11 protein-coding genes are annotated in these 16,933 nt (G+C 37.2%); 2 read left to right on the forward strand and 9 right to left on the reverse strand.

All coding sequences use genetic code 11. The annotated features are described in order from the left end of the window. Nucleotides 1-41: 41 nt before the first annotated feature. Nucleotides 42-1,085 carry a TPM domain-containing protein gene (locus DCS95_RS12850; RefSeq protein WP_116771192.1) on the reverse strand — a complete coding sequence of 348 codons (1,044 nt, stop codon included), beginning with the start codon at nt 1,083-1,085 and terminating at the stop codon, nt 42-44. Between the two features lie 184 nt (nt 1,086-1,269). On the opposite strand from DCS95_RS12850, the gene DCS95_RS12855 reads away from it, so the two are divergent. Next, nucleotides 1,270-3,009 carry an ABC transporter ATP-binding protein gene (locus DCS95_RS12855; RefSeq protein ID WP_116771193.1) on the forward strand — a complete coding sequence of 580 codons (1,740 nt, stop codon included), beginning with the start codon at nt 1,270-1,272 and terminating at the stop codon, nt 3,007-3,009. A gap of 424 nt (nt 3,010-3,433) precedes the next feature. On the opposite strand, the gene DCS95_RS12860 is transcribed toward DCS95_RS12855, so the two are convergent. The 4 genes from DCS95_RS12860 to DCS95_RS12875 all read right to left on the reverse strand — a co-directional run bounded on the left by DCS95_RS12860 (nt 3,434) and on the right by DCS95_RS12875 (nt 6,551). Continuing rightward, nucleotides 3,434-3,766, reverse strand: coding sequence for a 2Fe-2S iron-sulfur cluster-binding family protein (locus DCS95_RS12860; RefSeq protein ID WP_116771194.1), 333 nt, complete (start codon nt 3,764-3,766; stop codon nt 3,434-3,436). 269 nt (nt 3,767-4,035) lie between these two features. Continuing rightward, nucleotides 4,036-5,094, reverse strand: coding sequence for an NAD(P)/FAD-dependent oxidoreductase (locus DCS95_RS12865; protein WP_116771195.1), 1,059 nt, complete (start codon nt 5,092-5,094; stop codon nt 4,036-4,038). A gap of 72 nt (nt 5,095-5,166) precedes the next feature. Then, nucleotides 5,167-5,406, reverse strand: coding sequence for a NifU family protein (locus DCS95_RS12870; RefSeq protein WP_116771196.1), 240 nt, complete (start codon nt 5,404-5,406; stop codon nt 5,167-5,169). A gap of 2 nt (nt 5,407-5,408) precedes the next feature. Continuing rightward, the gene (locus DCS95_RS12875) at nt 5,409-6,551 is read right to left on the reverse strand and encodes an Mrp/NBP35 family ATP-binding protein (protein ID WP_116771197.1); all 1,143 of its coding nucleotides are present in this window, start codon (nt 6,549-6,551) and stop codon (nt 5,409-5,411) included. 215 nt (nt 6,552-6,766) lie between these two features. Here DCS95_RS12875 and DCS95_RS12880 point away from each other — a divergent pair, with 215 nt between their 5' ends. Then, complete coding sequence (locus DCS95_RS12880) at nt 6,767-8,443, forward strand: amidase (protein WP_116771198.1); 1,677 nt, start codon at nt 6,767-6,769, stop codon at nt 8,441-8,443. Nucleotides 8,444-8,676: 233 nt separating this feature from the next. Here DCS95_RS12880 and DCS95_RS12885 read toward each other — a convergent pair whose 3' ends face one another. From DCS95_RS12885 to DCS95_RS12900, 4 genes are all read right to left on the reverse strand, one after another. Next, nucleotides 8,677-9,342, reverse strand: coding sequence for an ABC transporter ATP-binding protein (locus DCS95_RS12885; protein WP_116771199.1), 666 nt, complete (start codon nt 9,340-9,342; stop codon nt 8,677-8,679). Nucleotides 9,343-9,403: 61 nt separating this feature from the next. Then, nucleotides 9,404-11,812, reverse strand: a complete 2,409-nt coding sequence (locus DCS95_RS12890) for an FtsX-like permease family protein (protein ID WP_116771200.1) — start codon at nt 11,810-11,812, stop codon at nt 9,404-9,406. A 34-nt stretch (nt 11,813-11,846) separates the two neighbouring features. Beyond that, on the reverse strand, nt 11,847-14,246 hold the full coding sequence (locus DCS95_RS12895) for an ABC transporter permease (protein WP_116771201.1): 2,400 nt from the start codon (nt 14,244-14,246) through the stop codon (nt 11,847-11,849). A 252-nt stretch (nt 14,247-14,498) separates the two neighbouring features. After that, nucleotides 14,499-16,928, reverse strand: a complete 2,430-nt coding sequence (locus tag DCS95_RS12900; protein ID WP_116771202.1) for an ABC transporter permease — start codon at nt 16,926-16,928, stop codon at nt 14,499-14,501. Between the last annotated feature and the right edge of the window lie 5 nt (nt 16,929-16,933).

Here is a 16,933-nt window from a genome sequence, read left to right on the forward strand (position 1 = left end):
AGTTATTTTGAATATTTGAGATACATAAAAGTACTTGAATTTTACCAACTTCCGCTTGCGCCACCGCCGCCAGAACTACCGCCTCCTCCAGAAAAAGAACTACCACCACTTGATGAGCTACTGCCCGAACCAAAAGAGTGTGTGCCTGATGATGAGAAAGTTTTTCTGTAATACGTTTTATCATTTTTGACCCAGGATATATTCAAATCTTCTTCGCCCGATAGTTTTAGTTTAATAAAAGCAATGATTGCAGCTATACCAAAAAACGGCAATAGCAGCCATAGTAAAATTTTAGGATGATCAAAAATTCGCATGGCAAGATCTTGGTCGGACGTATAAATACTATACCCCACAAATAGAGGCACCACCATAAATACCATACCAAAAATGGTAGAAATAGAACCGCCTAATAGCATAAAAACACCGGGTAACACGCCTAATTTACCCATAAATATCCCTCTAAAAACCTCTATAAGATTTCTATAACTTCTAAGAAAGAAAAAACCACCTACCCCAATAAATATTGATAGAAAAACTCCAAGGAATATATTCAAGTAAAGCTTTTCCCTGTCATTTTCATCGTCAATTTCTTGTTTAAATTCATCTAACGCCTCAGGGTTATTTAAAAATTCAATAAGCTGATCTACAGATTCATTAATACCAGTAAAATACTCCTCTTCCTTAAAATTAGGTATCATCGTATTTCTAATAATTCTTGAAGCTACGGCATCGGTAATATATGGTTCCAATCCGTAACCCACCTCAATTCTAACTTCCCTGTCCAACTCTGAAAATAGAATCAATAGTCCGTTGTCCTTTCCTTCTTGACCAATACCGTTCTGCACAAAGAGACCGTTGGCGTAAGATTCTATAGTATCAAAACCCAACTCTTCTATGGTTACCACTACCAACTGATTAGTAGTGGTGTCTTCAAAAGCTACCAAACGCTGATTTAAAGCAGCCTCCTGAGCTGAAGTAAAAATGTTGGCACTATCGGTTACAAAATCATGCAACTCATCATATTGCTCTTGCGCATTACCATAAAAAGTTACTAAAAGAAATAGAAGAATAGTTTTTTTAAACATCTTTGGTGGTCTGTGTAATCAAATATAAAAACCTTTATTGAGACCTAACCATACTATCAAAACCTATTCTAGATTCGGTTAAACTTTAGAATTGAAGTAACTTGCAGATCGTTGTCTGTCGGTCTTGACTGTGCTCGACCGAAATACAGAACAATTAAACAAGAATTAGAAAGAGTAAACCCCAATGGCAGAAAAAAAAGTAAGCATATTAACAGCTTTTAAAACCATTATATGGCCCCGTAGAAAATTGGTTCTATTAGGCTTATTACTAATTGTTATCAGTAAGGCCGCAAGTTTTGTAGCACCCGTATCTTTACGCTATTTTTTAGATGACATTGTGCCCAATAAAAATTATGATCAGTTAAAATTATTGGTTGCCGTTGTAATTTTTGCCTTCTTAGTACAGGCAGTCATGTCATTTCTTTTGACAAAAGTACTAAGTATACAAGCACAATTTATGATCTCTGAACTACGAGCACAGGTACAAAAACAAGTGCTTTCGCTACCTATTCGCTTTTTTGACAATACAAAATCGGGTTCATTGGTCTCTAGAATAATGAGCGATGTTGAAGGGGTAAGAAACTTAATCGGTACCGGGCTGGTACAGCTAGTTGGCGGTACAATTACCGCAGTGGTATCATTAATTTTATTATTGCGTATTAGCCCCACGATGACCTTGCTAACATTTGTTCCCTTGATTCTATTTGCCCTTATAGCTTTAAAAGCTTTTAAAATTATAAGACCTGTATTTAGGGAGCGCGGAAAAATTAACGCTGAAGTAAAAGGAAGGCTGACAGAAACTTTAGGCGGTATTCGAGTTATAAAAGGATTTAATGCCGAGGAACAGGAAAGTAAAGTTTTTGAAGAAGGTGTAGACCGATTGTACCAAAATGTAAAAAAGAGTTTAACGGCCACCGCTTTTATGACCAGCTCATCCACCTTTTTATTAGGTTTGGCTACGACGGGAATTATGATGGGCTTTGGCGGTTACAAAATGATGCAAGGCGAATTGACTACGGGCGAGTATTTTGAGTTTACTTTTCTTCTTGCCCTAATGGTAGCGCCCATTGTACAAATGAGCAATATTGGAAGCCAACTTACCGAAGCATTGGCAGGCTTGGACCGTACCGAAGAATTAATGAACAAAGTAGCCGAATCTGACGAAAAAGACCGAACCATTGTACTATCTCAAATAAAAGGAGATATGGCGTTTAAAGATGTTAGCTTCGCATATGAGGAAGATAAAGATGTATTGCACAACATTAGCTTTGAAGCAAAATCTGGTGATGTTATTGCTCTTGTTGGTAGTTCCGGATCCGGGAAATCTACTATTGCAGGTTTGGCGGCAAGCTTTTTAAATCCGGATTCAGGAGAAATTACCATAGATGGCACCGACCTATCAAAAGTGGACCTTACCAGTTTTAGGCAATTTTTAGGCGTGGTATTACAAGATGATTTTCTATTTGAAGGAACCATTAGAGAGAACATCCTTTTCCCAAGACCAGATGCTACTGAAGAAGAGTTACAAGCGGCAATCAAAGCAGCGTATGTTGATGAGTTTACCGATAGATTTGAAGACGGATTACATACCGTTATTGGTGAGCGTGGCGTAAAATTATCTGGCGGTCAACGCCAACGTATTGCCATTGCAAGAGCTGTTTTGGCAAACCCAAGAATATTAATTTTAGATGAGGCTACCTCTAACCTTGATACCGAAAGCGAAGCTTTGATTCAAAAGAGTTTGGCTGAACTAACAAAAGGGAGAACCACTTTTGTCATTGCCCACCGTTTAAGTACTATTAGAAAAGCGAATCAGATTTTAGTTATTGAAAACGGGCGTATTGCCGAGCAAGGAACCCATGAAGAGCTGATTGCCAAAGAAGGTAGATACCATAATTTGTTTACGTACCAAGCTAGAATATAAGTTGGTTGACGGTTTTTAGTTGTTGGAAAATTAAAATAACTGTTGTTATTAGGGTAATCGAAAACTTAGGAACACGAATTTAACAGATTGCTTCAGCGAGAAATGCTTCTCGCAATGACATCTACAATAATTCCTTCGTCATAGCGAGTGTAACGTGGCTATCCGTTTCTTTGAATTACGTTTCCGATAAGGGCTATTGGAAATTAAAAAAGATGTCAGTTCGAGTGAATTTTTGAAGTATGAGAAAATTTGTATCGAGAACCTTCACTAGTACCTAAGCTATTTTTGATTCAATTCTATAATGTCACTCAGCTACTAATTAAACACATTTGTGAGGTTTGAACGCTGTCTATAACTTTCAAAACAAGCATTTAGCTGATTGCTTCTTCAATCTCGATTACATCTCGTTTCCTCGCAATGACATTTATAGATCTTCTGGAGCCAGCTCTACTTTGAGTCCGTCCATGTCTTCAGAAATATGTAATTGACAACCTAAACGTGAGTTATCCCTAACATTAAAAGCTTCTGATAGCATAGCTTCTTCATCATCGCTCATTTCTGGTAAGTCGTGGTCAGATTCCACATAACACTGACAAGATGCACACATTGCCATACCTCCGCAAATACCAATAGTTCCTTCTGGAGCAAGTTCATATGAACGAACAACTTCCATAAGGTTCATGTTCATATCTGTAGGGGCATCTATTTCGTGAGATACTCCGTCACGGTCTATAATTGTAATTTTTATATCGGTCATTAATAGAATTTAGTAGTTAGGCTTTAGTGAACTAGTTTAGTTTAACCATCAAATTAGTACGTAAAATATTCTCGAAATTTCATTTGACTCTTCAATTAACTCAACTCTTTTTCTTATAAATATTTGACGCTTCAAGTTTAAAGATTTTTTGGCAACTAAAACTGCTAAATCTTGTGATTTTTACCACAGCTTTAAGTCTTCAAAACGCTGTATCGTCGTTTCACAAAATCACTTTTGCACTATTTCACTAACAAACTAATTCATTTACTTTATTCAATCTTCTTCACCACCGCTTTGGGCGCTTCTTTTTTTGTTCCGTCGAAACCGTTTACACCACCTACTGTGGTATATTTCATGACGTATTTTTTATCGGGATGAATTTTTTGAAAGGCACTTTGACACATTAGTGTTGCTTCGTGAAAACCACAAAGTATCAGTTTCAATTTACCAGGATACGTATTTACATCACCAATGGCATATATGCCCGGTATGTTAGTTTGATAATCGAACGTATCTACTTTAATGGCGTTTTTCTCGATTTCCAATCCCCAATCACCTATAGGACCCAGTTTTGGTGAGAGTCCGAATAATGGGATAAAATCATCAACCTCCAAAACCATCTCTTCCTTGGCATCAGATATTTTTCTGATCAATACTGATTCTAGTTTATCATCACCATTTAAAGCAATAATTTCAGCGGGAGTAATCAGATTAAGCTTTCCTTGATTCTTTAACTCCTGTACCTTTTCCACAGAATCCAAAGCTCCTCTAAATTCGTTTCTTCTATGCACCAAGGTTACTTGAGAAGCAACATCTGCCAAGAAAATACTCCAGTCTAAAGCGGAATCTCCGCCACCTGCAATAACCACTTTCTTATCACGGTATACTTCAGGGTCTTTAATCATGTAAGCAATCCCTCTATCCTCAAATTTTGACAAATTATCCAACAAAGGTTTTCTTGGTTCAAAACTTCCCAATCCGCCAGCAATAGCAATAACAGGAGCATTGTGTTTTGTTCCTTTATTTGTAGTTACCACAAAGCTACCGTCCTCTAATTTTTCAATGGTTTCTGCACGCTCGCCTAGCGTAAACCCTGGTTGAAAGGACTTAATTTGCTCCATTAAATTATCTACCAAATCGCCCGCCAATACTTCTGGAAAACCAGGAATATCATAAATGGGTTTTTTAGGGTAAATTTCTGCACACTGCCCACCAGCTTGTGGCAAGGCATCGATCAAATGGCACTTAAGTTTTAGGAGTCCGGCTTCAAAAACGGCAAAAAGACCCGTAGGTCCTGCGCCTATTATCAATATATCGGTTTTAATCATTACTGGAATTGTTTGTAATACATCTCAAAATTATCAATCTATTGTTTTAAATATCATGACAATTATCAAGATTTAACCTTCTATATTAATTACATTCTGAATTTGCGGAGCGTATTTCTTAATGGTCATTTCTACACCGCTCTTTAAGGTCATTTGATTGACACTACAACCAACGCAAGCACCTTCTAAACGCACTGTAACCGTTTCTTCTTCAATAGAAATAAGACTAATATCTCCACCATCGCTCTGTAAGAAAGGTCTAATTTCTTCCAATGCTTTTTCCACATTCACTTTTAGCTCTGTTGCAGTCATATCTATTTTTTGTTAACTGGCGAGCAACCCGCCATTGTCGTAATTTTTATTGCTTCGGTCGGTGGCATAGTTTTGTTTCTAGCAACAACCTCGCTAACAACCTGTTTTGTTAATTCTTCGAACGCTTTTTCTACAGGCGTTGCCGTCTGTAAAGCCGCAGGTCTACCAACATCGCCGGCTTCACGTATACTTTGCACCAAAGGCATTTCTCCAAGAAAAGGTACGTTTAAATCTTCCGATAGGTTTTTCGCCCCTTCCTTACCAAAAATATAGTATTTGTTCTCTGGTAGTTCAGCGGGTGTAAAGTATGCCATATTCTCCACGATACCCAATACAGGTACGTTTATGGAGTCTTGTTGAAACATAGCCACACCTTTTCTTGCATCGGCAAGTGCAACCTCTTGTGGCGTACTTACTACAACAGCACCGGTTACCGGTAGCGATTGCATAATACTCAAATGAATATCACCTGTACCCGGTGGTAGATCGATCAGCATAAAATCTAACTCGCCCCAATGTGCATCAAAAATCATTTGGTTCAATGCTTTTGACGCCATAGGTCCTCTCCATATAACCGCCTGATCACGTTGGGTAAAAAACCCAATGGACAATAATTTTACCCCATAACTCTCTACAGGTTTCATTTTAGACTTGCCCTCTACGTTTACCGCCAATGGTTTCTCATTGGCAACATCGAACATAATTGGCATTGAAGGCCCGTATATATCGGCATCTAACAAACCAACCTTAAAGCCCATTTTAGCCATAGTAACCGCAAGGTTTGCCGTTACCGTAGACTTACCTACCCCACCTTTACCTGAGGCTACAGCGATAATATTATTAATACCTGGTATAGGCTTGCCTTTTATTTCGTTCACCTTTGGTTTTGCCGTAGGTGCATCTACCTTAATATTGATCTTAATTTTAGCCTTTTCATAAACCTCTCTATGGATGACTTTTAAAATCTCCACTTCGGTCTTTTTACGTGCTTGTAAACTAGGGTTGGCTATGGTAATATCAACCTCTACCTCATCACCGAAAATTTGAATATTGGTTACCGCACCACTTTCTACCATGTTTTTGCCTTCTCCAGGAACCGTAATATGCTCCAAGGCCTTTAAAACATCCTTCTTATCTATCTTCATTGTATAAATTCATTCAAAACCTGCCTATTGGCAAGTAGGTTACAAAGATAAACCTTAGTTATCAGATTATGAAGCTAGCGTATTGAAAATGAAGATGCCATTATAAACAGATCCTCTTATTAATAGATCTTCAATTCACATTTTTTTATGATTTGGCATTTCACTATTACTTTTCAAAAAACGTACATTAGAATCTTTTTAAAAAACCAACATACATGTACCAACCAATCAAAAGATTATCCCAACTCTTATTTTTTAGTCTACTTACCTCTTTATTAATTACATCTTGTTCGAGCTCAAAGAACGATTTCTCCAAAAAAGACGTTAAGCGTTCTCAAAAACTAATAGGTTTAGATTTTGACAAGAAATATATCGACACCTTATATCCCTATTTACAGCGAAATAAAAAAGGATATGATTCGCTACGAAAATATACTTTAGATTACGATGTAGTACCAGCGGTTCGGTTCGATCCATTACCTATGAATTTTACACCAAAACCACAAAATGGATTCCCGGAATGGAAAATACCAGAGAACATAGCGCTTCCTTCAAAAAAAGCGGACCTTGCTTTTTATTCCATACCTCAACTGGCATCACTCATCAAAAACAAAAAAATAAGTGCTCTAGAATTGACCGAGTTTTTTATAGCACGATTAAAAAAGTATAATGACATTTTACAGTGTACCATAACCGTAACGGAAGAAATGGCTTTGGAACAAGCGAAAAAGATGGATGCCGAACTTGCTGCAGGAAACTACCGCGGAATTCTTCATGGCATTCCTTACGGCGTAAAAGACCTAATGGCAGTTGAAGGTTATAAAACTACGTGGGGAGCTGAACCTTACCGTGACCAACAAATTGATATGACGGCTAGCGTGGTTCAAAAATTACAAGATGCAGGTGGAATTCTAGTAGCCAAATTGGTTTCTGGTTCATTGGCTCGTGGTGATGTTTGGTTTGATGGAAAAACTAAAAACCCGTGGGATACTACTCAAGGTGCTTCAGGATCTTCAGCAGGTTCTGGATCGGCAACTTCTGCAGGTTTGGTTCCTTATGCATTAGGCACCGAAACATTAGGTTCCATTTTATCACCCAGTACCAGAAACGGAATTACAGGTTTACGACCTACATATGGTAGGGTTAGTAGACACGGAGTGATGAGTTTAAGCTGGTCTATGGATAAAGTAGGACCAATGGCAAGAAGTGCAGAAGACTGCGCAATTGTATATAGTGTTATTGCAGGAAAAGACCCTAAAGACGGAATGACTACGGATTACCCTGACGGATTTGACCCTACTAAAGATTATAAATCGCTTAAAATAGCCTATTTAAAAAACGATATAGAAAAAGATTCTTCGGATAGTAAAGTGAATCTAGATAAGGCAATTGCAACTTTTAAAGAAATGGGACTTACACTTAATGAAGTTGAATTACCAAAAGACGTTCCCTACAACAGTTTTGATGTCATACTAAGAGCAGAAGCGGGAGCATTTTTCGATGATATGGTTCGTGCCGAAGAAGTGGATAAAATGGTAGAGCAAACTCAACGTTCTAGAGCAAATTCTTTACGTCAAGCACGTTTTATTCCTGCAGTGGAATACATACAGGCCAATAGGCAACGACAAGTGCTCATTGAAAAAATGCAGGACCTCATGAAAGATTATGATGTTCTTATTTCACCAAGCTCTGGTAATCGACTTTCAATAATTACGAACCTTACCGGTCACCCGGCAATTTCTATACCTACTGGATTAGATAAAAAAAAGCACCCTACCAGCATCACCTTAGTTAGCAACTTATACGATGAGGCTAGTGTTCTTTTATTAGCAAAAGCATTTCAAGACCAAACGGAATTTGACGAAATGCATCCTGACGGGTATACGGATTAGTTGTTGGTTGTTGGTTGTTGGTTGTTGGTTGTTGGTTGTTGGTTGTTGGTTGTTGGTTGTTGAAATATGTAATTTTAAGTTAAGTCAGAAAACCTTTATTAATAAAAGTTTCTTGAAAATCTCCTTAAAACATATAAGTTCTCGACTGCGCTCGAAGTGACATTTTAGATAAGGTTATTATTTGATGATTTATCCTAATATTTCAAAAGTTAAGATAAATCATCATTTCAAGACTAAATCTTTCTGCCATCCAATAGATTAATGATTCTTGAACCGTACGCTGCGTTCTTTTCGGAGTGTGTTACTTGTATGATGGTCACCCCTTCTTCTTCGTTCAATTTCTTAAAAAGCTGCATGATTTCTTCACTTTGTTGCGAGTTTAGATTCCCCGTTGGTTCATCTGCCAAAATCAGTTTTGGATTTGCAATGAGTGCACGCGCCACACCAACCAATTGTTGCTGCCCTCCACTTAATTGCGCTGGAAACAAATCTTTTTTACCTACAATATTGAATCTATCCAACATATCGGCTACCAATGCTTTTCGTTCAGAACCTTTTATTTTTTTGTACAACAATGGCATCTCTAAATTTTCTTCTACCGTTAAATCATCTAATAAATGGTATGATTGAAAAACAAATCCGATGTACTCTTTATACAAGTTAGAACGATATTTCTCTTTTAAGGTATGTACCGATTCGTTCAAAAAATCATACTCTCCTTCATCAAACGTATCTAGCATTCCAATAACATTAAGTAAAGTAGACTTCCCTGAACCGGACGGACCCATAATTGAAATGAATTCGCCTTCCTGTACTTCTAAATTAATATCCTTTAGCAAAAACACGCGTTGACCGCCTTGTTGTACCCATTTGAAAATATTTCTTAATTGTAATAACATCTTTATGTAGTGAATTAGTTGATTAGTGAAATAGTGATTTGTTGGTTAGCAATATTAAAAACTATTCAGTTCTTAGACTTTTTACTGGATTTGCTCTTGCTGCCCTGATGGTTCTTGTACCAATGGTGAGCATGGCTATTACTACGGCAATAGCACCTGCCCCAATAAAAAACCAAACACTTAGGTCAATTCTATAAGTATAATTTTGCAACCATTCCTTTAAAATATACCATGATAATGGTGATGCTATGATAAAAGCTATTAGCACCAATTTCAAAAAATCCTTGGTTAAAATATAGGTGATGGAACCCACACTGGCACCTATAACTTTCCTTACACCTATTTCTTTGGTACGTTGTTGCACAATTAATAAAGACATCGCAAACAAGCCCATACAGCTTAAAACAATAGCAAGTAAAGAACCGCTTGAAATCATTTTTGCCGTGGTTTTTTCTTGCCTAAAAGTTCTATCAATATTCTCATCTAAAAAAGAACCTAAAAAATCTGCATTGGGCTCTAATTTTTTCCAAGCATTTTCTAAGGCAACAAATGAATTTGCCATATTGGTTGGGGCTACTTTTACAAATCCATAGGTAAGATCTTGTTGCCTACTCATAAAAAAGGTCATTGGCGCTATTGCCCTATCCAAGTCTTTAAAATTATAATCCTTTACCACCCCCAACACAGGATAAAAAATTCCATCCTCAATTTCCAATTGTGAAGTTAACGGGTCTTGCTCGCCTAATTCTTTTGCCATAGACTCATTGATAACCACACCTAAACTATCTGCGGCACTTTCGAAATTTCTTCCCGCAACCATATCCAAACCAAGGGTTTGCACATATTCATGATCAACAATAAGAAAATTGGTCATAACGATACGACCTTTATACTCAAAACCGATACCGCTAGAAGATCTGCTGCCATCTTTTCCAAGTCCTAAGTTACTATCCGATCCACTTACGGAAACAATCTCTGCATTACCACTCAATTCATCGCGTAACAAATCTACCATATCATGACTGTTGCGTTTTCCGTTTAAAGGAAAAGACACAACCTGCTCTTTATCAAAGCCTAAATCTTTATTACGCATGTAATCAATTTGGCTCCATAACACCAAAGTACCCACAATCATGATGATAGCAATACTAAACTGAAATACCATCAGCACATTTCTTACTTGATTATTCCCCGAAGATTCGAGCTTTCCTTTTAACGACTGAATTGTACCTAAACGACTCATTAAGAGTGCAGGATATCCACCAACTACTACAGTAATTGTAAGTATGGATAATAATAGCCCTACTAAAAACATGGGCGACCAAAACATACTTGATGAAATCTGCGTGTTGAACATAGATTTAAAATCATTCAAAAACACAAGACTTAATACTACACCTATGCTAATAGATATAATGAACACGAACAGGCTCTCGCTCCAAAACTGAAAAAATAGTTGCTTTTTTTGCGCACCCAAAGTTTTACGCATACCTATCTCCTTTAGACGTTTTGCGGTCTTGGCTATACTCATATTTATATAGTTAATACATGCAATGAACAAAATCAACAAGGCTACACCAAAAATTAAATAGGGTCTACTTCTACTTACCTCAACAGTTCCGTTTTTAAAACTTGCAAAATGTACATCTTTTAAAGGAACTAGCTCGAGATTTATAAAACGACCATTTTCGTCTGCAGTAGCGCCATCCCTTTTCAATCGTTCAATACCTTCGCCATAATAAAGATCTACAAACGATTTACTGCTTTGTTCAAATGATGACGCCAAAACCCCTTGTTTCAGCTCTACGAACACTTCGTGATATTGCCTATCCCACTGTTCTTTGGCTTCATTGTACTCCCTATGACTTTCAAAGCGGGCAGCAATTTGAAAGTCTAAATTACTTTGCGGCACTATATCTTTAGCTATGGCACTAACGGTAAACGGTTTTTCTTCTCCATTTACCATAAGATTGAATGTTTTTCCAACGACATCGGTTGATCCAAAAAGTTTCTGTGCTCCTTCTTCTGTAAGCACTACATCGTTTAAATCTGCCAGCGGTTCTTTTTCATTTCCATGAAGTACAGGAAAACTAAACATGGAAAAAAAGTCTTGGTCCACCCAAACAATATCCATATTTATTTCTTTCTCGTTATACAAGGCAAGTGTACCATCTTGAACAACTCTGGAAATGTGCTTTACACCCGCCATCTCTGCTTCTAAAGTTGGTGCTAAGGGGGCAGCATGAACGGTACCTGCTTTTGGTCCTTTAGGTGTTTGCTCAGTTCTTACCATTTTATAAATTGACTCTCCCCGCTCATGAAAACCATCATACGACAGTTGAAACATGGCTGCCATTCCCAATAAAATAGCGACGGCGCAGGCTACCGATAACCCAGTGATATTTAAACTGGTATTCACCTTATCCTTAAGCAAGTTTCGCCAAGCGATTTTAAAGTAATTCTTTATCATGATTCTTGTTTTTGATTGATTGATGACTTTAATATTACTCCGTTCGTAAACTTTTAACGGGGTTTGCCCTAGCTGCTTTTATGGCTTGGAAGCTTACGGTTAAAATGGTCACCAACATGGCGCCAAGCATGGCTATGGCAAAAATCCACCATTTAAGAATTACCCTATAAGGATATTCCTGTAACCAACCGTTCATTATAAAATAGGCGATAGGCACGGCAATAAAACAAGAGATGACCACCAGTTTTAAAAAATCTTTGGAAAGCATGTTCCATACATTGAAAATAGATGCCCCAAGCACTTTGCGCACTCCTATTTCTTTCTTTCTTTGTTCTGCTACGAATGAGGTCAACCCGAATAATCCTAAACAACTAATTAATATGGCAAGTGCTGTAAACACGCCCGATAATGTACCAATACGTTCTTCAGAAGCAAATTTTTCTCCATACTCACCATCTATAAAATCATATTCAAATGGTATATCCGGAAAGTGTTCCTTAAACACATTTTCTATGGTTGTAATATTCTGAGTTGCGCTTTGGTTCGGGTTTAATCGTAGGTTGTAATAACTGGCATTATCCTGCCTATCATACACATACACTCCTTGCTTTACCGGTTCATAAGGAGACTGGGTAATCATATCTTGTACTACACCTATAATTTTCAATGGCGGATTGGGGTCTTCCTCATCATCATCTCGTAAAAACTGCCCTATAGGGTTTTCCATTCCTAAATACTTCTTTGCAGTTTCATTGATGAGTATTCCTAAGGAATCCGAAGCAAAATCTCTTGAAAAATCACGCCCTTCAACTATTTTAAGATTCAATGATTTTGCATATTCCGGAGATACCTCTGTCCACGCTAAATCCTCTTGAAATCCTTCCGGTTTCCCGTCCCAAACAAATCCGCCACGGTTAGACCATATTCGGGTAGTAGGGCTACTCGAGGTCGACATTTCTACCACCGCTCCAGAACCTATAAATTCAGCTCGCATTAAATCATACTTACCCACAAAATCCTGACTAAAAGTAGGTACTTGAATCAAACCTTCTTTATCATACCCCACCGGTCTATTTTTGGCATAATTTATCTGCTGCATGACGATGACAGTACCAATGATAAAGGCTACGGATACCGTAAACTGCAATACCACCAATATTTTTCTGGGCAAGCCGGCATGTTTTCCGGTTTTAAAAGTGCCTTTAAGCACATCAACAGGTTTAAAAGAAGAAAGGTATAATGCAGGATAACTACCTGCCAGCAATGCCGTAAACAGAATGAAAACAAGTGAAGCGCCCCAGAACAATCCGTTGCCCCAAGGAAATACAATTTCTTTTCTAGAAAGGTCGTTAAAGCCGTTCAACGATAAGAGTACCAATAAAATTGCCACAATAAATGCAAATAACACCACGATGAAGGATTCACTTAAAAACTGATAGATCAATTGCCCTCTTTGAGAACCAATAGATTTGCGAATACCTACTTCTTTACCACGTTTTTCTGACCGAGCCGTACTTAAGTTCATGAAATTGATACATGCCAATAACAACACAAATGCACCAATAATACCAAAGAGCCAAACATACTTTATACGCCCACCTTCTTGCTTTCCGTTTTCAAAACTGCTACGCAAATACCAGTCTTTCATAGGAAATAGAAATATCTGCGGATTAAACTGAGCCGTATCTTCGTTTAAATCTTTTTTTACGTTTTTAATTCTATCCGTTACTTGTTCAATAGTAGTGTTGTCTGCCAACTCCACGAACATTTGAAAGGAGTTGTTTCCCCACGAATCCTCTGCGTTCTTAATCCACTCATTAACTGCCAAATACTTTTTCCAAGGAATAATAAATTCTGTATCGTTAAAGGAATTATTTACCGGTATATCACTATAAACCGCGCTTACATTTAGCTTATGCTCGTTGCTAACGGTTACTGTTTTACCTATTGGGTCTTCACTACCAAATAAAGCATCAGCAGTAGACTGGGACAACATTATAGAATTGATTTCCCTTAGTCCGTTTTTTTCTCCTTTTATGATGTTTAAGCCAAATAACTCAGGTCCCGCTTGTTGCATATAATTACCAGGCCTGGATATGCTTTTATCACCATATTTTAAGTAATGGTCATTGGTCCAAGAGCACATGATCAGGTGCTTAAAATTATCGCTATAACCATCTCTTAGCGCTTTTTCCAAAGGTCTAGGTATGGCAGGACCCGTACCTGTTTCGCCATTAAAAGTTTGCGATTGAAATACTTGTGCTATACTATCCTTATTCTTAAAATAGCTGTTATACGTAAGTTCGTCTTGGATCCACAGCCCTATGATTAATGTTACTGCCATTCCTAGGGCTAGACCTCCAACATTGATAATGGTATACCCTTTGTTTTTTAGAAGATTTCGCCAGGCTATTTTCAGATAGTTTTTAAACATGATCGTTGGTTTTTGATTGATGTTTAGTTGGTACTAAACAGTGATTGTTGATTGATGACCATAAATTTAAACCTAAATTCATGCCACACTACTAATATATTGTTTATCAGTTGCTTACAATAAAACACATAAATTAATATGTAAAATAATTTGACAACAGTTGTACAATATATTTACAAAGACTGCTTAAAAATGAGAATGTTACACCATTATTATCAAGGCAAAAACAAGTTTTGAACATTCATTTCAAAATTACTCTGAGCGCAAGCTTTTTACGGGATTTGCAGCTGCTGATTTTAATGATTGCAGTCCCACGGTCAAAAATGTAATCACCATAACAAGTACACCACTTGCTAAAAACACCCACCACTTAATTTCAATACGATACGTAAAACCCTCTAACCATCTAGAGATAAAATAATAGGCTATTGGTGATGCAAGAACAAAAGCAATGAGTACCAGTTTAATAAAGTCCTTCGTTAGTAATTTAACTACAGACTGTACACTTGCGCCCAATACTTTGCGTACACCTATTTCTTTTTTCTTTTGCTCTGCTACATATGAGATAAGTCCAAATAAGCCCAAACAGCTTATGAATATTGCCAAAATGGTAAATCCTACAGAGATAAACCCTAAACGCTTTTCTTCTTCGTATAACTTTTCTACTTCTTTATCTACAAATCTATAATCAAATGGAATGTTACTTAATGTAGATTTCCATTGTTGTTCCAAACCTTGTACCAACTGACCATAGTTTTCGGTGTTTGCCTTAATAAACAGCCAATTAGGTTCGGTTTCCTTATGCAAGAACAAAGGTTGAATCTCTTCTTTTAACGAAGCAAAATGATAATTTTTTACCACACCTATAATTCGTAATTCGTCAATTTCATCGCCATAACTTTGCATCAAAGTGGCACTTAACGCGTTTTCAATATCAATATTAAAAGCTTTTAACGTAGCCTCGTTCACTATGATCTGGTCTACGGTATCGGCAGCATTAAAATCCCTACCTTTCAACAATTCTATACCCATGGTGTTAAAATAGCCATCGCTAACACCATTACGTTTTACCACTGTTTTATTTTCCTTATTTCCGCCAGGCAAGTAAAATCCGTTATCTGCTAATATAATTTCCGATGGCGAATAATTTCCACTTGACACTTGTAATACGCCCGGTACTTTTAAAAATGATGCTTTTAAAGATTCTATTTTATTAGATGATTCTTCGGTCCCTACCCGCAATGCTAAAAGGTTATCTTTTTTATAACCTAGGTCTTTGGTTTGGGCATATTTAAACTGTTGCCCTATAATAATTACCGTGCTTATTAAACATATAGAAATTACAAATTGAAATACTACCAAAGCTTTTCTAAACGTACCACTACCGGATTGTAAAATAGCAGAACTTTTTAGTGCTCTTACCGGCTTTATAGAAGATAGAACAATAGCCGGATAAACACCGGAAGCCAACCCTGTAACTACCCCTATTGCCAATAATAATACCAAAATCTGCCATTGATATAAGCTTGTATAGGTCAATGATTCTTGTGTTACTTCATTTACAAATGGCAAAAGCAATATAACTATAGGTATACTGATCAACATGGCGAATATGGACAGTAACAAAGACTCTCCCAAAAACTGCCGCATTAATGCATTTTTACCTGCGCCAACTACTTTTCTAACCCCAATTTCACGCGCCCTTTTACTAGCCCTAGCCGTACTTAGATTTATAAAATTAATACATGCCACCAATTGTATAAAAAATGCCAAACTCAATAAAAAATAAAGGTAGGTACTATTAGATACACTGTCTAGCTGATTTTTTCTGCCATTGGAGTATAAGTGAATATCATTAACCTTTGTAAGCTCTAGCGTCTTACTGCTCATACCGGCATCTTTTAAATCTTGCGCTCCTCTATCTTCCATAAATTGAGGCAATTTTCGTTGTAGACCTAAACCACTACCATTTGAGGTCAATTTCACATAACTGTACACAAAATTATTGGTTGCAAAGCTCTGAAAATTCTGTACAAAAGTTCCCATTCCCGGGGTACTCATGCTTACAATGTAACTAGGATTAAAATGCGTTTTATAAGCCTTTTCATCATAAACTCCTTTTACGGTAAGGGTTAACGCACTTTCTCCACTACCCCAAACCACAGTTTTGTCCAAAGGACTGGTTTTGCCGAATAACTTATCGGACAAGTATGATGACAGCATTACGGTATTGGGTTCATCTAAAGCTGTTTTCACATCACCTTCAAGTATTTTAAAATTGAATACTTTGAAAAAAGTTGAGTCTGCCAAATAGACCCTTGGTTCATAATAAGCATCTTTGCTATTTGTCGCTCTTATTAGTGGACTGTAAAATGCATCGGTCAACACAACTCTGGTTGCTTCTTCTACCTCGGCAAAATCTTCTTTTAATGCAAATGCTATAGGTGGCGACGAGGTGGCGGAATCAAAAGATTCTTGACCATCACGATCTATAATTGTCTCCACCCTATAAATTGATGACGCCTCGTTATGGTGCTGATCATAACCCAACTGCGCAAATACATATAACAATATTACTAAACAGCTTACGGTACCCAGCGTAAGACCCAATAAGTTTATGATAGTTTGCTGCTTGTTCTTTATTAAATTACGCCAAGCTATTTTGATATAATTCTTTAACATGATGT

It is taken from the genome of Maribacter litoralis (assembly GCF_003075045.1).
GTDB classification, from domain to species: Bacteria; Bacteroidota; Bacteroidia; order Flavobacteriales; family Flavobacteriaceae; genus Maribacter; species Maribacter litoralis.